Source organism: Pseudomonas sp. BN515, from assembly GCF_029873155.1.
Lineage (GTDB): Bacteria > Pseudomonadota > Gammaproteobacteria > Pseudomonadales > Pseudomonadaceae > Metapseudomonas.
Window position 1 is genome coordinate 406,198 of the sequence record NZ_SSOH01000092.1, and the last position, 18,762, is coordinate 424,959.

General features: G+C 65.4%; 18 protein-coding genes. 7 read left to right on the forward strand and 11 right to left on the reverse strand.

From position 1 onward, the window contains the following. Positions 1-103: 103 nt before the first annotated feature. A complete protein-coding gene (locus E8E91_RS27530) occupies positions 104-1,327 on the forward strand; it encodes a hypothetical protein (protein ID WP_280380300.1) in 1,224 nt (407 codons plus the stop codon). A gap of 566 nt (positions 1,328-1,893) precedes the next feature. Here E8E91_RS27530 and E8E91_RS27535 read toward each other — a convergent pair. Both E8E91_RS27535 and E8E91_RS27540 read right to left on the reverse strand, forming a co-directional pair. Beyond that, positions 1,894-2,589: a type 1 glutamine amidotransferase domain-containing protein gene (locus tag E8E91_RS27535; protein ID WP_280380303.1), complete on the reverse strand. Its 696-nt coding sequence runs from the start codon at positions 2,587-2,589 to the stop codon at positions 1,894-1,896. Between the two features lie 41 nt (positions 2,590-2,630). Continuing rightward, positions 2,631-3,005 (reverse strand): YajD family HNH nuclease, encoded by a 375-nt coding sequence (locus E8E91_RS27540; RefSeq protein WP_280380304.1) that lies wholly within the window; start codon positions 3,003-3,005, stop codon positions 2,631-2,633. 133 nt (positions 3,006-3,138) lie between these two features. Between E8E91_RS27540 and E8E91_RS27545 the strand changes: the two genes are divergently transcribed. Further along, on the forward strand, positions 3,139-3,465 hold the full coding sequence (locus E8E91_RS27545; RefSeq protein WP_280380305.1) for a hypothetical protein: 327 nt from the start codon (positions 3,139-3,141) through the stop codon (positions 3,463-3,465). Here the strand turns inward: E8E91_RS27545 and E8E91_RS27550 are convergent, their stop codons facing one another. After that, positions 3,466-5,508: a S9 family peptidase gene (locus E8E91_RS27550; protein ID WP_280380307.1), complete on the reverse strand. Its 2,043-nt coding sequence runs from the start codon at positions 5,506-5,508 to the stop codon at positions 3,466-3,468. A gap of 95 nt (positions 5,509-5,603) precedes the next feature. Between E8E91_RS27550 and E8E91_RS27555 the strand changes: the two genes are divergently transcribed. The 3 genes from E8E91_RS27555 (at position 5,604) to E8E91_RS27565 (ending at position 7,371) form a co-directional block, all read left to right on the forward strand. Further along, positions 5,604-6,083 carry an MFS transporter gene (locus tag E8E91_RS27555; RefSeq protein ID WP_280380308.1) on the forward strand — a complete coding sequence of 160 codons (480 nt, stop codon included), beginning with the start codon at positions 5,604-5,606 and terminating at the stop codon, positions 6,081-6,083. 64 nt (positions 6,084-6,147) lie between these two features. Further along, complete coding sequence (locus tag E8E91_RS27560; protein WP_280380370.1) at positions 6,148-6,594, forward strand: HIT family protein; 447 nt, start codon at positions 6,148-6,150, stop codon at positions 6,592-6,594. Positions 6,595-6,597: 3 nt separating this feature from the next. Further along, positions 6,598-7,371, forward strand: coding sequence for a class II glutamine amidotransferase (locus E8E91_RS27565; protein ID WP_280380310.1), 774 nt, complete (start codon positions 6,598-6,600; stop codon positions 7,369-7,371). A gap of 115 nt (positions 7,372-7,486) precedes the next feature. On the opposite strand, the gene E8E91_RS27570 is transcribed toward E8E91_RS27565, so the two are convergent. The 4 genes from E8E91_RS27570 to E8E91_RS27585 all read right to left on the reverse strand — a co-directional run bounded on the left by E8E91_RS27570 (position 7,487) and on the right by E8E91_RS27585 (position 10,585). Beyond that, the gene (locus tag E8E91_RS27570; RefSeq protein WP_280380312.1) at positions 7,487-7,981 is read right to left on the reverse strand and encodes a PaaI family thioesterase; all 495 of its coding nucleotides are present in this window, start codon (positions 7,979-7,981) and stop codon (positions 7,487-7,489) included. Positions 7,982-8,063: 82 nt separating this feature from the next. After that, positions 8,064-9,242: a VWA domain-containing protein gene (locus E8E91_RS27575; protein WP_280380314.1), complete on the reverse strand. Its 1,179-nt coding sequence runs from the start codon at positions 9,240-9,242 to the stop codon at positions 8,064-8,066. Positions 9,243-9,270: 28 nt separating this feature from the next. Continuing rightward, positions 9,271-9,666: a GFA family protein gene (locus E8E91_RS27580; protein WP_190832647.1), complete on the reverse strand. Its 396-nt coding sequence runs from the start codon at positions 9,664-9,666 to the stop codon at positions 9,271-9,273. A 73-nt stretch (positions 9,667-9,739) separates the two neighbouring features. Next, entirely contained in the window at positions 9,740-10,585 is an 846-nt protein-coding gene (locus E8E91_RS27585; RefSeq protein WP_151135431.1) for a MoxR family ATPase, read from the reverse strand. Between the two features lie 223 nt (positions 10,586-10,808). Between E8E91_RS27585 and cysK the strand changes: the two genes are divergently transcribed. Further along, the gene (gene cysK, locus E8E91_RS27590) at positions 10,809-11,783 is read left to right on the forward strand and encodes a cysteine synthase A (protein WP_280380316.1); all 975 of its coding nucleotides are present in this window, start codon (positions 10,809-10,811) and stop codon (positions 11,781-11,783) included. A gap of 93 nt (positions 11,784-11,876) precedes the next feature. Here cysK and E8E91_RS27595 read toward each other — a convergent pair whose 3' ends face one another. Continuing rightward, positions 11,877-13,535: an MFS transporter gene (locus E8E91_RS27595; protein ID WP_280380317.1), complete on the reverse strand. Its 1,659-nt coding sequence runs from the start codon at positions 13,533-13,535 to the stop codon at positions 11,877-11,879. A gap of 211 nt (positions 13,536-13,746) precedes the next feature. On the opposite strand from E8E91_RS27595, the gene E8E91_RS27600 reads away from it, so the two are divergent. After that, positions 13,747-14,832 (forward strand): polyamine ABC transporter substrate-binding protein, encoded by a 1,086-nt coding sequence (locus tag E8E91_RS27600; RefSeq protein ID WP_280380319.1) that lies wholly within the window; start codon positions 13,747-13,749, stop codon positions 14,830-14,832. Positions 14,833-14,966: 134 nt separating this feature from the next. Here the strand turns inward: E8E91_RS27600 and E8E91_RS27605 are convergent, their stop codons facing one another. From E8E91_RS27605 to E8E91_RS27615, 3 genes are all read right to left on the reverse strand, one after another. Further along, positions 14,967-15,875: a DMT family transporter gene (locus E8E91_RS27605; RefSeq protein WP_280380321.1), complete on the reverse strand. Its 909-nt coding sequence runs from the start codon at positions 15,873-15,875 to the stop codon at positions 14,967-14,969. A 228-nt stretch (positions 15,876-16,103) separates the two neighbouring features. Further along, entirely contained in the window at positions 16,104-16,835 is a 732-nt protein-coding gene (locus tag E8E91_RS27610; RefSeq protein WP_280380323.1) for a TorF family putative porin, read from the reverse strand. A gap of 104 nt (positions 16,836-16,939) precedes the next feature. Continuing rightward, positions 16,940-18,685, reverse strand: coding sequence for an amidohydrolase (locus E8E91_RS27615; protein WP_280380326.1), 1,746 nt, complete (start codon positions 18,683-18,685; stop codon positions 16,940-16,942). Positions 18,686-18,762 lie beyond the last annotated feature (77 nt).

Sequence of the window (18,762 nt, forward strand, 5' to 3'; positions counted from 1 at the left end):
GTCGCTCACGTTTTCAACGTGCTGCAGGGGTGGTCACGGATCAAATCGCCACCTTTCGAGTCTCAGGGACTGATCGTCACACCCACCAAGGAAGCCATTCTCGATGTCCGCCCGTTCCCAGCTCCTGCTGTCCACCGTCCTGCTCACCCTGAGCGCCCCCTTGTGGGCGGCGAAGAAGGTCGATCTCGACTATCAGGTGCGCTTTCTGCCCGAGAGCGACCAGGCGGAAGTCAATGTGGTGCTGGAGAAGGGTGACGGCGTGCGCAGCCTGCGCTTCGACCTGGGCGACAAGGGCTACTACAGCGACTTCAAGGCCAGCGGCACCTGGAACCAGGAAGACCCGGGCCACGGCACCTGGGTGCCCGGCAAGGGCAAGGCCAGCCTCAGTTACAAGGTGCGCATCAGCCATCCCCGTGGCGACGGCCGCTTCGACGCCCGCATGACCCCGGACTGGGCATTGCTGCGTGGTGACGACCTGGTGCCGGCGGCACGCCTGGACATGGTGGAAGGCGTCGACCTGGTGGCGCGCCTGCAGTTCGAACTGCCCAGCGGCTGGCAGTCGGTGGAAACCGGTTGGCCGCGCATCGGCAAGAACCGTTTCCGCATCGACAATCCCGAGCGCATGCTCGATCGACCCACCGGCTGGATCCTCGCCGGTAAGCTGGGCAGCCGCCGGGTCACCCTGGGCACGACCGACGTCACCGTCAGCGCCCCAGTGGGCGAGGGCATGCGGCGCATGGACATCCTGACCATGCTCACCTTCGTCTGGCCCCATGCCCAGGAAGTCTTTCCGCGAGAGCCGGGCAAGCTGCTGATCGTCGGCGCCAACGACCCCATGTGGCGTGGCGGCCTGTCGGCACCCAACTCGTTCTTCATGCACTCGGCGCGTCCGATGGTGAGCGAGAACGGCACCAGCTCCCTGGTGCATGAGCTGGTGCACGTGCTCAGCCGGATCAGCGATACCGACCGCAGTGACTGGATCAGCGAAGGGGTGGCCGAGTACTACGCCATCGAACTGCTGCGCCGCGCCGGTGGCCTGGGCGACGACCGCTACGAGGCGATCCGTGGGCAGCTGCGCCAGTGGAGCAAGAAGGTGGACAGCCTGCGCGGCGAACATGCCAGCGGCGCCATCACCGCCCGCGCGGTACTGCTGCTGCAGGACCTGGACAAGGAAATCCGTCTGCGCACCGACGGCAAGCACTCCATGGACGACGTCGCCCGCGGCCTGATGCGCCTGGACAAGGCCAGCACCAAGGACTTCATCGAAATCACCGAGAACATCATGGGCGGCGCGTCGGACGTGCTGGATACCAAGCTGTTGCGTTAAGCATTGCTGGAACGTCCTAGTCCCGGCTGCTTACCGAGTTCTGCGGATGCATCTGGTTTCGCCTTCCCAGGCGAGTCCCTTTTTCAAACGTCGGAATGCCGCCCACAAAAAGGAACCAAAACGCTTGCCCCTGCATTCGGCCCCGGCTTCGCCGGGGTTCCCTCGCTTCACCGTTGCGCCGGGGGCACGGCGAGAGGGGCCATACATGGCCCCACACGCCTCTCGCGGCATCCATGCCGCTCGTCCCCCTGACTCGCTGCGCTCGCCCTTCGGGCCAGCCTTTGGCTGTTACTTCGCTTCGCTCCGTTTTGCAACGATTTCGCTCGGCCTCCTGAAGGGGCGGAGTCCCCGCCCCACCTATTTCGCTCAGTTTCAGGCGGTGTATGGGCTTCAGGATTGTTTTAGCCGCGCCGACGCGAGTCACCCCTCGCCCGCCTGCGGGAGAGGGGCCGGGGGTGAGGGGGCGGGCTGGCGCGAAAGTCTGGAAGGCCTGCGTTGGAGGGGGCTGCTGCGCAACCCCTGCGAATGAATTCGCCCCTACAGGCATCGATCCGTCGCCAATCGGGTTACATCTCTCCCCGTCGTCCACTCAGCAGCTCCAGCATGGCCGCCGCCGTGGGCTCGGACGATGCCGGGTTCTGCCCGGTGATCAGGTTGCCGTCGGCAACCACATGGGGCTGCCAGTCCGCCACCTTGGAGAAGTGGCCGCCTTTTTCCTTCAATTCGTCCTCCAGCAGGAAGGGCACCACGTCGGCCAGGCCGACGGCGGTTTCCTCTGAGTTGGAGAAACCGGTTACCGCGTTGCCCTGCACCAGCGGCGCACCGTCCGGCGCCTTGGCGTTGAGCAGTACCGCCGGCGCGTGGCAAACGGCGCCGACGGGTTTGCCGGCGGCGTAGAAGGCTTCGACCATCACGATGGAATGCAGGTCGTCCACCAGGTCCCACATCGGGCCATGGCCACCGGGGTAGAAGAGGGCGTCGTAGTCGCCCGGCACCAGGCCGGCCAGCATATGGGTATTGGCGAGCGCCCGGCGTGCTTCGTCATCGTCGCGAAAGCGGTGGGTCGCTTCGGTCTGCGCCTCCGGGTCGTCGCTCTTCGGGTCCAGCGGTGGGTGGCCGCCCTTGGGGGAAGCCAGCACCACCTCGGCGCCGGCATCGCGGAACGCGAAGTAGGGGGCGGCGAACTCCTCCAGCCAGAAACCGGTCTTCTTGCCGGTGTTGCCCAGCTGGTCATGGGAGGTCAGTACCATGAGGATCTTCATCGTGATCTCCTTGCAGACTCGGTTTCGAACGGCCCGGCGGGCTATTCCTCGCGCTTCAACAGGTCGCCGATGGCGGCGAATGCCTTGTAGGTGGCGCGCGGTCCCTGCCGCGCGCCGGGTTGTTCTTCGCTGTGCCATTGCTGGTCGGTGTAGCGGGAGTGCTCGTTGTCATGACAGTAGAGACAGAGCAGCTCCCAGTTCGAGCCGTCGGCCGGATTGTTGTCATGGTTGTGATCGCGGTGGTGCACGGTAAGTTCGGACAGGCGCTTGCCGCTGAACTCGCGACCGCAACGGGCGCAGACCCAGGGAAATAGCTTCAGCGCCTGTTCCCGATAGCTGTGTTCGCGCCGTTTGCGCTCGTCGGCGAGAAGTTTGTCCAGCTTTCCGGTCGGGGTCTCCGACTGTCCCGTGCTCATCTTTCGCTCCCGTGCCTGAACCTGTGAAAAGTCTAGTTCCGGGGACGCTGGATCGCTGGCATCCCGTCGCGTCGGGATACGCCTGATCCGGCGAGAACTAGACTGGACTCACTGATGAGCAGGAGGCCGCATCATGACTCGTTCCCGAATTCCTCTGCTCCTGGCGCTGGCCCTGATCGCCGGTGGCGCGGCGGCGCAGAATCCCCCGCTGCTGCGGGCGCCGCTTCAGGCCCCGGCAGGATCGCCCGGTATGGCAAATCCGCAGCCTTACCCGCAGGTGGTGCCGCGCGCGGTCACCAGTCCGTCGCCGCAGAGCGGCAGTCCGCAATTGATGAAGCGTCCGGACCAGGAACAGCGCCTGCGCGAGTCCCTGGAGCAGCGTGACCAGCCCATTCCGGTGCTGGAGCAGCAGCTGGAGCGCAACTCCAAGGGGCTTGGGACCAGCACCGGTAATCCCTGATCAGTTGCCGGAAAGGCCCAGCACCTTGAGGAGGAAGGCGTATTCCAGCGCCACGTCGCGCAGCGCCTGGTAGCGGCCGCTCATGCCGCCGTGGCCGGCGCCGAGGTCGGTCTTGAGCAGCAAGGGGTTGCTGTCGGTGCGGGTTGCGCGCAGACGGGCCACCCACTTGGCCGCTTCCCAGTACTGCACACGGCTGTCGTTGTAGCCGGCCACCACGAGCATCGCCGGATAGGCCTGGGCGCGGACGTTCTCGTAGGGCGCATAGCCCTTGATCCGCTCGAACACCTCGGGGTCGTTCGGATCGCCCCATTCGTCGTACTCGGTCACGGTCAGCGGCAGGTCGGGGTTCTGCATGGTGTTCAGCACATCCACGAACGGTACTTCGGCGATGGCCGCGGCGAAGAGTTCGGGGCGCAGATTGAGCACCGCCCCGATCAGCAGGCCACCGGCGCTGCCACCGCTCACGGCCAACTGCGCCTGGCTGGTGTAGCCCTCGGCGATCAGGTGCTCGGCGCAGGCGATGAAGTCGCCGAAGGTGTTGGCCTTGTGCTCCAGCTTGCCAGCGCGGTACCAGGCTTCGCCCAGCTCACCGCCGCCGCGTACGTGGGCGATGGCGAAGACGAAACCGCGATCCAGCAGGCTCAGTCGCGCATGGGAGAACCAGGGGTCGAGGCTCTCGCCGTAGGCGCCGTAGCCGTAGAGATAGAGCGGGGCGGGCTTGCCCAGGGCTTCGCGGCGGGCCACCAGGCTGATGGGAACGCGCGTGCCGTCCGCCGCCGTCGCCCAGAGACGCTGGCTGACATAGGCATCGGCATCGAACGGGCCTTCCACCGGGGTTTCCTTCAGCACTTTCTGCTCGCCGCTGGCCAGTTCCAGCTGGCGAACCTGGGCCGGGCGATTCAGGGCTTCGTAGCGCAGGCGAACGAACGGGCTGTCGAACTCCAGGTTGTCCTGCACGTAAAGGCTGTAGGCGGCGTCCGGCAGTTGCAGCGGGTAGGGCGCGGCGCCCTCCGGGTGCACCTGGACGATGGGCAGGCCGCCTTCGCGCAGGCTGAGGACGAAGCCGCCGGCGTTCAGGCTGATGCCCTCCAGCATGCGCGCCTCGTCGTGGGCGATCAGTTCCTGCCAGTGCGCGCGGGTGGGGGCGCTCTCGGTGGCGTGGTAGAGGGCGAAGTTGATGCCGGTCTGGTTGCTGCGCAGCAGCCAGGCCCATTGCCCGTTCAGCCTGCCGTGGTCGGCGTAGTACTCGTGGTTTTCCTCGCGCGGTGCCAGGCAGGTCCAGGCGCCGTCAGGCGTCTCGGCATCCAGCACCCAGGATTCGCTGGTGGTCTTGCTGTTCAGCAGCAGGATCAGCTGGCGCTCGGAACTGGCGCGGTAGCAGTGGAGGAAGAAGCGGCCGTCGCCTTCCTCGAACACCAGGGTGGCGCCGGCCTCGCCCAGGCGATGGCGGTGCAGGCGGTGCGGGCGATGGGTGTCGTCCAGCTCGCCGAAGAACAGGGTGGCGCTGTCATTCGCCCAGGTCATGCTGCCGTCGCACTGCTCGAAGGGCAGGGCGGTCACCTCACCGCTGGCCAGTTCCTTGACGAACAGCTGGTAGATCTCGTCGCCGCTGGTGTCCAGGCTGTAGGCCAGGCGCGCGTGGTCGGGGCTGACGCTGAAGGCGCCGATGGAGAGGAAGCCGCCGGCCGCCAGCTCGTTCGGGTCCAGCAGCAGCTCCTCGGCCGCCGTGTCCGGGGTCAGGGAACCGTCCGCCGGACGCGGGCAGCGGTAATGGCGCCCGTACTCGTCGCCGGCGGTGGTGCGCTGGTAGTAGAGCCAGGGGCCCCAGGGCACCGGCAGGGACAGGTCGGTCTCGCGGATGCGGCCCTTGATCTCCTGGAACAGCGTCTCGCGCAGCTCCTTCTGGTCGGCCAGTTCGGTTTCCAGCCAGGCGTTCTCCGCTTCGAGGTGGGCGAGTACTTCAGGAGCGTCGCGCTCTTCCAGCCAGCGGTAGGGGTCGTCACCGGGTTCGATGCGGGCGATGGGGGCTTGGGACATGGGCATTCTCGAAGGCAGGCCGGGCGGCGACGGCAGGAGCGCCGGAACCGCGAAAAGCGTTTATCATAAGCGCCCTTTTGCCAGCCTTGCCACGGACGCCAATGACTGAACACGACTACCTCCTCGCCTGGTCCGCCTACGGAGTGGCTGCGCTTGGCTGCCTGTTGGTGTGGTTCCGCATGACCGGCTGGATGTGGCGCTGGCTGCGTGAGCCCCTGCGGGTACTGGTAGCGGTCCTGTTGTTGACCCCGACCATCGTCGACCCGGCCAAGGACCAGTTCGCCCCGGCCGTGGCCATCACCGCCCTGGACGTCGTGTTCAAGGTCGGCAATAACGCCTGGAAGGCGGCGCTGGACCTGACCATGTACAGCATCATCGCCCTGACCCTGTACCTGGTATTCGCCGCTATTCGCTGGCCCATCGAGAACAAGCTCAAGGCGCGCCGCGCCGAGCGCGAGGCGGTACAGGCGGCCGATGAAGAGCCGACCCTGCGTGAAGTCATGCGTGACGGCCGGCCCGACGCCGATACCCGCTTCGATCAGAACGGCGACCGCCGCCTGCGAATCGAACCCCGCCTGTAACGCCGGGGCCTTGCAGCCTGGGCACGACACGTTCAGCATGAGCCATTCCCGTGAAGGAGCGCCCATGGACTGCGTGTTCTGTGCCATCGCCGCTGGCAGGCTGCCGGCCCATCTGCTGCATGAAGACGAGCATTTCCTGGTGCTGCTGGACATCTACCCGCTACGGCCGGCCCATGTGCTGGTCGTCAGTCGCGAACACGCTCCCTTGCTCACTGATCTCTCCGCCGACGCCCGCGACCGCCTGCTCGCGCTGACTGCGCGCCTGAGCCAGGCCCTGCGCTGGGCCGGCTACGGACGCGAGGGCATCAACCTGATGGTCAACGACGGCCCGGCCTCCAACCAGCACGTGCCGCACCTGCATCTGCACCTGATACCCCGTCGCCGTGGCGACCTCGCCGGCCTGCTCTGGCGTGCCCTGACCCGCTTCCTGCCCCTTGGCCGCTCTGCCGTGCAGGCGCGCCTGGAACGCGAAGCCGAACAATTGAAAAACGCCCTGAAGCTGGAATTCTGAACCATGTGCGAATTGCTTGGCATGAGCGCCAACGTCCCCACCGATATCGTTTTCAGCTTCACCGGCCTGATGCAGCGCGGCGGCGGTACCGGTCCGCACCGCGATGGCTGGGGTATCGGCTTCTATGAAGGGCGCGGCCTGCGTCTGTTCCAGGACCCGTCGGCCAGCGTCGAATCCGAAGTGGCGCGCCTGGTGCAGCGCTATCCGATCAAGAGCGAGACGGTGATCGGGCATATCCGCCAGGCCAACGTCGGCAAGGTCTGCCTGTCCAACACCCATCCCTTCGTGCGCGAGCTCTGGGGCCGCAACTGGTGCTTCGCCCACAACGGCCAACTGGCCGGTTTCGAGCCGCCGAAAGGTTTCTACAGCCCGGTAGGTGACACCGACAGCGAAGCCGCCTTCTGCGACCTGCTGAATCGCGTGCGTGGTGCCTTCCCTGAACCGGTGATGGCGGAAATCCTCCTGCCGGTGCTGATCCAGGCCTGCTTCGAGTTCCGCCAGAAGGGGGTGTTCAACTGCCTGCTGAGCGACGGCGACTGGCTGTTCAGCTTCTGCTCCACCAAGCTCGCCCACATTACCCGCCGCGCGCCGTTCGGCCCCGCACGCCTGAAGGACGCCGACCTCACCGTGGACTTCCAGGCCGAAACCACGCCCAACGACGTGGTCACGGTGATCGCCACCGAGCCCCTGACCGACAACGAAACCTGGAACATCTACCAGCCGGGCGAGTGGATCCTCTGGCGCCGTGGCGAGATCATCACCCAGGGCCGTGCCTGATCCTCAGCGAAGACAGTTGTAGGTTGTGGCTGAGCTACGCGAAGCCCAACGATGCGGGCTTGGCCCCTGTCATGTTGGGCTTCGCTGCGCTCTGCACCAACCTACAGTTCGATGCTCAGGACTCGCGGCCGTGGGCCGTCGCGGCCAACTGCCCGGTGTCTACCCGGACGAAGACGGAATCGCCGACGGCGGTCAGCAACTCCCCCGCATAAACCTCGCAGATCACCCGGGTCTTGCGCCCCGCTTCACCCTCAAGCCGGGCGCGCAGCAGCAGCGGCACGCCCATGGGCGTCGGCTTGATGAACTTGATACCGAGATTGCCGGTGACGCACTCGATGCGTGGCAGGCTGCCGGGCTCGCGGCCTTCGTCACGGTAGTGGTAGGCCATGGCGGTCCAGTTGGAGTGGCAGTCCACCAGCATGGCAATCAGCCCGCCATACACCAGGTCCGGCCAGCCGCAGTACTTGGCATCCGGCACGTGTTCGGCCACGACGTGTACGCCGTCCTCGTGCCAGCGGCTCTTGATGTGCAGGCCGTGATGGTTGCGGCCGCCACAGCCGTAGCAGACGCCATCTGGCGCGGCGATGTCCTGCAGGGAGATGTCTTGCATGATCGGCTCGTTTCCAGGAAATAAGCGCCAAGCCTAGCGGCTTTGGCCACAAAGTAGAACGGACCCTTCCGGGCCCGTTTTTTCATTTCGAGAGGAACCTCATCCCTTCCTCCAGCCCCTGCAGGGTCAGGGGATGCATCTGGTCGTTGATCAGCTCGCGGACGATGTTGGTGGAGGCGGTGTAGTTCCAGGTGTCCTTGGGATAGGGGTTGATCCAGATGAGCTTCTTGTACTTCTCCATGAAGCGTTTCATCCAGACGTAGCCCGGCTCTTCGTTCCAGTGTTCGACGCTGCCACCGGCCTGGGTGATCTCGTAGGGCGCCATGGCGGCGTCGCCGACGAAGACCACTTTGTAGTCCGGGCCGTACTTGTGCAGCAGGTCGAGGGTGGAGGTGCGCTCGGACGTGCGGCGCAGGTTGTTCTTCCACACCGATTCGTAGACGAAGTTGTGGAAGTAGAAGTATTCGAGGTGCTTGAACTCGGTCTTGCACGCCGAGAAGAGCTCTTCGCAGACCTTCACGTGGGCGTCCATGGAGCCGCCGATATCCAGCAGCAGGAGCAGCTTCACGGTGTTGCGGCGTTCCGGGCGCATCTGGATGTTGAGCAGGCCGGCGTCGCGGGCGGTGTGGTCGATGGTGCCGTCCAGGTCCAGCTCTTCCGCAGCACCCTCGCGGGCGAACTTGCGCAGGCGACGCAGGGCGACCTTGATGTTGCGGGTCCCCAGTTCCACCTGGTCGTCGAGGTTCTTGTACTCACGCTGGTCCCAGACCTTCACGGCCCGGCCCTGACGCTTGCCGGCATCGCCTACGCGGATGCCCTCGGGGTTGAAGCCGCCGGAACCGAAGGGGCTGGTGCCGCCGGTGCCGATCCACTTGTTGCCGCCGGCGTGGCGTTCCTTCTGTTCTTCGAGGCGCTTCTTGAACTCCTCGATCAGCTTGTCCAGGCCGCCGAGGGACTGGATTTGCGCACGCTCCTCGTCGGTGAGCATGCGTTCGAACTCCTTGCGCAGCCATTCCTCGGGAATCAGCGCCTGGAGGTAGTCGTCGAGCTTCTCCAGGCCCTTGAAGTAGGCGGAGAAGGCGCGGTCGAACTTGTCGAAATGGCGCTCGTCCTTGACCAGCACCGTGCGGGCGAGGAAGTAGAACTCGTCCATGTCGGCGAACACCACGTTGTGTTTCAACGCGTTGATCAGGTCCAGCAGCTCACGGACCGACACCGGCACCTTGGCTGCGCGCATTTCGTTGAACAGGTTGAGCAGCATGGCTGCACCCTCATCTATCTGTTGGTTCTCAGGAGCGGGGCTCCTGGGGCAGGCCGTCGGCGATGGCGTACCAGTCGGCCTTGGATTCCGGGTAGATGTGCTTCTGCGGGATCGGGCCAAGCGGCGAGTCCAGCGTGCCCAGGGCGACCGAAACCCAGTCGGGATGGGCGTTTTCGCTGTACCACTGCAAGGTGGAACCGCACTGCCGGCAGAAGGTCCGGGTCACGCCGGGGGAGGAGTGGAACCGGGTCAGTACATCCTCACCCTGCACCAGGCGGAAGGCGCTCCAGCGCACGTTGCCATAGGTGCCGAACGCCGCCCCGTGGCCCTTGCGGCACTGGCTGCAATGGCAATGGGTGGCGGAATTGATGGGCGCGTCGATCTCGTACTTCACCGCGCCGCACAGGCAACTGCCGTGGTGCATGGCTGGTCTCCTAAGTGGGCGGGATTACCCTCACCCCCGGCCCCTCTCCCGCAAGCGGGAGAGGGGAGGTTCGTCAGCGGCTGGCGCGGCGGCTCATGAAGGCCAGGCGCTCCAGCAGCTGCACGTCTTGTTCGTTCTTCACCAGGGCGCCGGCCAGCGGCGGGATGGCCTTGGTGGGATCGCGTTCGCGCAGTACGGCTTCGCCGATGTTGTCGGCCATCAGCAGCTTCAGCCAGTCCACCAGCTCGGAGGTGGAGGGCTTCTTCTTCAGGCCAGGGACCTTGCGCACGTCGAAGAACACGTCCAGCGCCTCGGATACCAGCGAATTGCTGATATTCGGGTAGTGCACGTCGACGATCTTCTGCAGCGTGTCGCGGTCGGGGAAGGCGATGTAGTGGAAGAAGCAGCGGCGCAGGAAGGCGTCCGGCAGCTCTTTCTCGTTGTTGGAGGTGATGATGATGATCGGGCGCTGCTTGGCCTTGATGGTCTCGTTGGTCTCGTAAACGTAGAACTCCATCTTGTCGAGTTCCTGCAGCAGGTCGTTCGGGAACTCGATGTCGGCCTTGTCGATCTCGTCGATCAGCAGGATCACGCGCTCTTCGGACTCGAACGCCTCCCACAGCTTGCCTTTCTTGATGTAGTTGCGAACGTCGTGGACCTTGTCGGAATTCAGCTGGGAATCCCGCAGGCGGCTCACCGCGTCGTACTCGTACAGGCCCTGGTGCGCCTTGGTGGTGGACTTGATGTGCCAGGTGATCAGCCTGGCGCCGAAGGACTCGGCCAGTTGCTCGGCCAGCATGGTCTTGCCGGTACCTGGCTCGCCCTTGACCAGCAGCGGGCGCTGCAGGGTGATGGCGGCGTTCACCGCGAGCTTGAGGTCGTCGGTGGCGACGTAGGACTGGGTGCCTTCGAACTTCATCGGGGAATCCTCGGACGTATCACTCCGGTTGTAAAACCGGACGGTTCAGTATTTGGGAAAGGCCTGACTATAACGCGGGCACAAGTCGACTGTGAACGCAGAACCTTCATTCAGTCACTGAATGGCAGGAATGCCCTCTGTCCGACTCGGGGAGCGCTGGACGCTGTTGTGGCACCGCCTTAGGCTTGCGGCTCCTTTTTCCCGTCATGACAAGGATTCCGCCATGAGCCGCATCTTCGCAGACAACTCGCAAGCCATCGGCAACACGCCCCTGGTGCGCATCAACCACCTGGGGCCGCGCGGTGTGACCATCCTCGCCAAGATCGAGGGTCGCAACCCCGCCTATTCGGTGAAGTGCCGCATTGGCGCCAGCATGATCTGGGACGCGGAAGCCTCCGGCCGCCTCAAGCCGGGCATGACCCTGGTGGAGCCCACCTCCGGCAACACCGGCATCGGTCTGGCCTTCGTCGCCGCGGCCCGTGGCTACAAACTGATCCTCACCATGCCCGCTTCCATGAGCCTGGAGCGTCGCAAGGTGCTGAAGGCCCTGGGTGCCGAACTGGTGCTGACCGAGCCGGCCAAGGGAATGAAGGGCGCCATCGAGAAGGCCAGCGAGCTGGTGGCCGCCAATCCCGAGCAATACCTGCTGCTGCAACAGTTCGAGAACCCGGCCAACCCGGCGATCCACGAGAAGACCACCGGCCCGGAAATCTGGAACGACACCGACGGCGCCGTGGACGTGCTGGTGGCTGGCGTGGGCACCGGCGGCACCATTACCGGCGTGTCCCGCTACATCAAGCAGACCTGCGGCAAGCCGATCCTCTCGGTGGCGGTGGAGCCGGTGTCGTCCCCGGTCATCAGCCAGACCCTGGCCGGCGAAGAAGTGAAGCCCAGCCCGCACAAGATCCAGGGCATCGGCGCCGGCTTCGTGCCGAAGAACCTCGACCTGACCCTGGTCGACAGCGTCGAGCAGAGCACCGACGACGAGGCCAAGGCCCTGGCCCTGCGCCTGATGCGTGAGGAAGGCATCCTCTGTGGCATTTCCTCCGGCGCCGCCATGGCGGTGGCTGTGCGCCTGGCCGAGCGCCCGGAAATGCAGGGCAAGACCATCGTGGTGATCCTGCCGGACTCGGGTGAGCGCTACCTCTCCAGCATGCTGTTCGACGGCCTGTTCACCGAGCAGGAACTGCAACAGTAGGTTGGTCCGAGCTCTGCGAGGCCCAACGTTCAGGCCGTGGGCCTCGCACTGTTGGGCTTCGCTGCGCTCTGACGGAGCGCCGCCTGCCACAACCTACGACTGAATGGGTTCATAGCTCCCCGATTCATAGCTCACCCCGTGGCGTACGCGGGGTGGGCCGTCGCCTTGGTGCAGCATGGTCAGGTTGTCGATGATCGCCTTGTCGGCGATGGTCAGGCGATCGAGCATCCGCAAGTGCTGCAGCCAGTTCTCCACCACCATGGTTTCCTGCCACAGCTCCGGATCGCTGGCGTCGCGGTACAGCGCCCAGCGGTCGGCGCCGTTGCGCAGCCGCAGACGGCGTAACGGGCGGCTGGCCCGCACGAAGTCGCGGGTGCGCTCCTGGGGGATGCGGTATTCGATGGTCACCAGCACTGAGCCCCGGTCCGGGTTGAAGGCGAAGCCCGGCTGGCCCGGTTGCGGGCTGTCGGCGTGGGCGATGCTGGAAGCGTCCAGCTCAGGCAGGCGGCGCGGGTAGAGCAGGAAGGCGCAAGCGATCATCAGTACGCCCGCGCTGAACAGCGCGCCCTTTACGCCCATGCTTTCCGCCAGGTGCCCCCAGAGATAGGAACCCAGTGCCAGGCCGCCGTAGATCGCCGTCTGGTACAGCGCCAGGGCGCGCGCCTTGACCCAATCCGGCACCAGGATCTGCACCGCCGAGTTGTAGCTGGCCACCGCCGCGATCCAGCAGATGCCGCCCGTCAGCAGAGCAGGGAAGATCGCCCAGAGGCTGTCCAGCGTGCCCAGTACCAGCATCACCAGGCCGAACACCAGGCCGGCGAGGCTGATCAGCCGGCTGGTACCGATCAGCAGCCGGCCCCGGTTCACCAGCAGGCTGCCGCCAATGGCACCGGCACCCAGGGCGCCGAGCATGTAGCCGTACACCGCGGCGTCACCCTCCGGGTTGCGGTGCGCCAGCAGCGGCAGCAACGCCCACACGGCGCTGGCGGAAATGCCGAAGGAGAACGAGCGCAGCATCACCAGGCGGGTGACGCTGGAGTACTGGGTGAAGCGCAGCGCCGCCACCACGCCCTGGAGCAGCCCCTCGGGCGGCAAGGTGCGCACCGGCAATTCGCGACGCCAGCGCCAGATCGCCCAGATCAGCGCCAGGTAGCACAGGCAGTTGAACAGGAACACCCAGGCAGGGCCCACGGCGCTGAGCATCAGCCCGCCGAGTGCGGGGCCGGCGGCGCGGGCGACGTTGTAGTTCACGCTGTTGAGCAGCACCGCATTGCCCAGCATCTCGCCGGGCACCTGTTCGCTCACCGCCGCCTGCCAGGCGGGAATGGTGACGGCGCCGCCGATGCTGATCCAGAGAATGGAAATGATCAGCAGGATGGGATCGAGGATGCCGAGAAAGGCGATGGTGCTGAGGAAGATGGCGCCGCTCATCTCGAAGCAGAGCCCGGCGAGCATGATCTTGCGCCGGTCGTGGTTGTCTGCCAGCACCCCGGAGAGGATCGACAGCAGCATCAGGGGCAGGGCGGACGCCACCTGGATCATCGCCACCAGCAGCGGGCTGGCGTGGGCCTCGGTCACCACCCAGGCAGCGGCCACCGACTGCGCCCAGGTGCCGAGGTTGGCGAACAGGTTGGCGATCCAGATGATGCGGAACGCGGTTATGGCGAACGGGCTGAACAGCCCCTGGCGAGGCTTAGCTTCGGGTTCGGCGTCGAGGGGCAGGTCGTTTTTCGGGGAGACGGACTGGAGCATCAGGGCCATCCTTGCAGTGCGCGGCCCCGGACAGGCGGGCCGGTCAAGGCTGAAGTGTAGACGGCGCCGATGGCCCGGTTTTGCCTCAGATCAGGCTTCCTCGCGGGCACGCTGGGACTTGCCCCGCATTGTCACTGGAGGCGGTGATGGAGAAGCTGAAGGCCCCGCACGACGGGGGGCTCGATTCACAAGCAGCCAGGACACAAAGACAATGACACGTTCCTTCGCGCCCCTCCTTCTGACGCTGGCCATGTCCGCCGCCGCCCAGGCAGCCGATACGGTGAAGATCTACAACTGGAGCGAATACATCGCCCCGGACACCGTCGCCAACTTCAGCAAGGAAACCGGCATCCCGGCCAGCTACGACGTCTACGACAGCAACGAGACCCTCGACGGCAAACTGATGACCGGCCAATCCGGCTACGACGTGGTGGTGCCTTCCAACCACTTCATGGCCAAGCAGATCCAGGCCGGCGCGCTGAAGAAGCTGGACAAGAGCCAGCTGCCCAACTGGAAGAACCTCAACCCGGTGCTGCTCAAGGCGCTGGAGGTGAACGATCCGGGCAACCAGTACGGCTTCCCCTACCTCTGGGGCAGCACCGGCATCGGCTACAACGTCGACAAGGTGAAGGCGGTGCTGGGCGACAACGCCCCGGTGGATTCCTGGGACCTGTTCTTCAAGCCGGAGAACATGGAGAAGCTCGCCAAGTGCGGCGTCGCCGTACTCGACAACGGCCCGGAACTCCTGCCCATCACCCTCAACTACCTGGGCCTGCCGCACCACAGCCAGAAGCAGGAGGACTACAAGACCGCCCAGGCCGAGCTGATGAAGGTGCGTCCCTATATCACCTACTTCCACTCCTCGAAGTACGTCAGCGACCTGGCCAACGGCGACATCTGCGTGGCCGTCGGCTTCTCCGGCGACATCCTCCAGGCCGCCACCCGTGCCAAGGAAGCCAACAACGGCGTGAACATCCAGTACTCCACGCCCAAGGAAGGCTCGCCCATGTGGTTCGACATGGTCGCCATGCCCGCCGATGCGCCCGACGAGGCGGCCGGCTATGCCTTCCTCAATTTCCTGCTGCGGCCTGAGGTGATGGCCGGCATCAGCAACTCGGTGCGCTACGCCAACGGCAACTCCGCCGCCGACTCGCTGGTGGAAGCCGGCATCAAGGCCGACCCGGCGATCTACCCGCCGGCTGACGTGATGAAGAACCTCTTCGCCCTGGAGTCCATGCCGCCGAAGATCGACCGCGTGCGCACCCGCGTGTGGAGTGCGGTCAAGACAGGTCGCTAGGACTGGCCTCGTACGATCTTGTGTAGGGGCGAATTCATTCGCCATGCGGGCCGAAGGTCCGCCCTGAGGGATTCGGGGGAGCACTGCGTGCTCCTTGGCGAATGAATTCGCCCCTACAGAAAACCGCCCGGCAATTAACCGGCCGATTTCACCGCAGCCGGCACCGCCGCCGGCTTGAGCACCAGCCACAGCGCCAGGGCGATCAGCACGCCGCCTTGCAGGTGCGCCATCGATAGCGACTCCCCGAGCAGCAGCACACCCCAGAACACGCCGAACGGCGGGATCAGGAAGGTCACGGTCATGGTCTTCACCGGGCCGACGTTGGCGATCAGGCGGAAGTAGAGGATGTAGGCGAAGGACGTGCAGATGAAGCCCAGGGCGGCCAGGGCCAGCCAGGTACCGGGCTGCAGCAGGGGTTCCAGCGGCATGCTGGGGGCATCCCAGGCGAACACCGGCACCAGGCACAGGGTGGCGCCGATCTGGCAACCCAGCGCCACCATTCCGCTGTCCATGCCGCCCGCCTCGGTGATCCAGCGCTTGGTCATGAAGCCAGCGAAGCCGTAGCAGGTGGTCGCCACCAGGCAGGCCGCCGCGCCCCAGAGCAATTGCGCGTCGAACGCCACTGGCCCGGTGCGGGTCAGTACTGCAACACCCGCCAGCCCCAGCAACACGCCACCCGCCTTGGTGCCGGTGAGTTTCTCGCTGAAGAACAGCGCGCCGATCAAAACCCCCATCAGCGGCGTAGTGGCGTTGAAAATGGCCGAGTAGCCGGCCGGCAGCACCTTGGCTGCCAGGGCGTACATCGCTGCCGGAACGCCCGAGCTGACGATGCCGATCACCAATGTCTTGCCCAGCTTGCCGCGAAAGTCCCAATTGCTGCGCAGCGCCGCGAGGATCACCGCCAGGCCGATGGCCGACAGCAGCACCCGCAGGAAGGCCGTGGGCAGTGCGCCGATTTCCGGCACCAGCATGCGGATGAACAGGAAGCTGGCGCCCCAGATGGCGGCGAGGCTCAACAGGCGGACGAGGTCGGCGGGTTTCATGGCAGGCTCCGGGCAGTGGAGCCGGCAAGATGCGCCGCCCGGGAAGGCGGCGCAATCCACAACTTGCTTTCAAATTGGCGGAACAGTTTGGCGATGCAGCAACCGTGGGGTGAACCCTTGTAGGGGCGAATTCATTCGCCAAGGGCGGCGTAGCTGCCCCATCGGTGGTACAGGGCGAACCTGCGCTCCGCTTGGCGATTGAAATCGCCCCTACAGGGCAAGACCGGATCAGAAGCTCTTGCTCACACTCGCCACCCAGGTCGCCGTGCAGACATCGGTGAAGCCGTAGTTGCTGGCGCATTCGGCCTCGGAGAGGTCGGTGTCGATGTAGGACAGGCCCCAGGTGACGCCGACGAAGTCGCGGGTCAGCTTGGCCTCCCACTCGTGGAAACTGTCGGTACTGTCGCCATTGGTGGACCAGAACATCGGGTCCTTGAAGTCCATCCGTCCGTAGCGCAGTTCCAGGCCGACCTCCAGGGGCAGGCTGGTCTGATAGCCGACGTAGCTGTAGAGCGCGTCCTGGTCTTCGCCGAACACGGTCGAGGCGTCGTTGGAGTAGTAGGCCCCCAGTTGGAAACCATAGGCGCCGAGGATGGCGTAGACCTCGCTCTGGTTGAACTGGCTTTCCTTCGGGTAGCTGTACTTGATGTAGCCGAGGTCCAGGTTCACCTCGTCGGTGGCCTGCCAGTACCAGCCGGCGTAGTAGTCCACTTCCTGGCGGGTCTTCAGGCCAAAACCGAAGTCCACGTTCGAGGTCCAGGCCCCGGCGTAGAGGCCGCTGCTGTGCAGCAGTGTGGCGCCGGCCTGGGCAGCGGGATCGTTCTGGGTCTGGGAAATGCCTCGGGTGCGGTAGTCGCTGGCGAGGTTCAGGTCGATCTGCAGGGCGAAGTCGTCATTCAGTTGCACGGCCTGGCAGGCGAGCGGGGCCAGGGTGAGGGCGAGGAGCATGATGCGGCGCATGGTGTTTCCCGTTGTTGTGATTGTTATGGCAGATGCGGGCAAGGCTCCGCCCAGCCCCCGGCATTGCGTCGGGAGCGGGGCGAGGAGCAGGAAGAACTAGGTGCTTAAAGCGGGGCGCTGAAGACCTCGCGGCCAGCGAAGTAGGTCTTGAGAACGCGGGTTTCAGCCAGGTCCTTGTCATCGACGCTGAGCACGTCGCGGTCGAGGATGATGAAGTCGGCTTGCTTGCCGGTGGTGAGGGAGCCGATCCGCTGTTCCAGACCGATGGTGCGGGCGGCGTTCAGGGTGTAGGCCTGGAGCATGGTTTCCCGGTCGATACGCTCGTCGGCATTGAGCACGCCTTTCGGGCCTTCGCGGCTTATGGCCTGGTGGATCGCCTCCCAGGGGTTGGGCGAGGACACCGGCCAGTCACTGGCGCCAGCGATGGTCGCGCCCTGTTGCAGCAGCGAGTGGGCCGGGTACTGGTAGCGGAAGGCGAAGGCGCTGACGTAGGGCTTGACCATGTCCAGGGTGTACTCGTCGCCCGAGGCCCAGAGCAGCTGCATGGACGCGATCACGTCCAGCGGCTTGAAGCGGGCGAACTCCTTCGGATTCACCAGTTGCAGGTGGGTGATCGAGTGGGTGATGCCGCTCTGGCGATCCTTGCGCGCCTGCTCGATGCCGTTGAGGGATTCACGCACCGCGCGGTCACCGATGGCGTGGATGTGCACCAGCCAGCCACGGGCATCCGCCGCACTGACCAGCTCGCCGAAATGCGCCGGGTCGATCAGCAGCTCGCCTTTCTTCTGCGAGTTGTTGTACGGGTCGATCAGTGCCGCGCTCTGCGCCGGGTATTCCAGTACGCCGTCAGCGAAGACCTTGATGCCAGGCAGGGTCAGGTGGGGGATGCCCTGGAAGCGCTGGCGCACCTTGTCGAGGGTGTCGAGGTCAGCGGGTCGACTCTTCGGGTTGGCCACCAGCAGGGCGGCGACGTGGGCGCTCAGCTCACCCTTGTCGGCCAGCGCCTTGTAGGCTGGCAGCACGCCGACGGACTTCTCGGTGGGCTTGAGCGCGAAGATCGCTTCGCCCGGCGCGGCGTTGGCGGCCGGGTCCATCCAGGCGGTGATGCCCTGGCTGTTGTTGTACTTCACCGCGGCCTCGCCGGCGCGCAGCAGCTCCTCGGCGCTGACCGGCGGCATGGCGGCGGCGATGCGGTCCCAGCCGGCATCCACCACGAAACCGTTGGGCTTACCGTCCTTGCTGGTGCCCACGGTGCCCCGTTCGGCTACCGGCAGGGAAGCGACCAGCGCGGCATTCACCCCGGCGCGGTCAAGCATGGCCTGGTTGGCCCAGCCGGTGTGGTGATCGCTGCCCATGAACACCACCGGCACCTTCGCCCACTCGCCGTTGTTGAAGATGCGCCCCAGTTCCTCGGCCTTGCTCCAGTAGGTGGAGCTCACGCCGGCCACGCTGAGCACGTTGCCATGGCGGGCGGTGCCGTCGTCGCGCCAGCCGCGCAGGCGTTTTTCCAGATCCGCCAGGGCCACGTTCTCTTCGCTGTCGAGGTTGGCCGCGGTCATTTCCAGGCCGCCGAAGATGGCGTGGGAGTGGGTATCGATCAGCCCCGGAAGCAGGCGCTTGCCCGCCAGGTCGATGACCTGGGTGGAGGCATCGACCAGGGCCTTGATTTCGGCGTCGGTGCCCACTTTAAGCACCTTGCCGTTTTCGACCGCCATGGCTTGTGCCGAGGGTTGGGAAGGGTCAGCGGTATACAGCTTGCCGTTGAGCAGCACCAGATCGGCGGCCGCCATGGAATCCATCGAGGAAAAAGCCAGCGACATGGCCAGCAGGGTGGGCGTGAAGCCTTTCATTAGGAATCCCCTTGTTTTTATTGATCTGGCAGCGAGACTAGCGGCTGGCCCGGGCTGGCAGAACGCCCGAAATATGC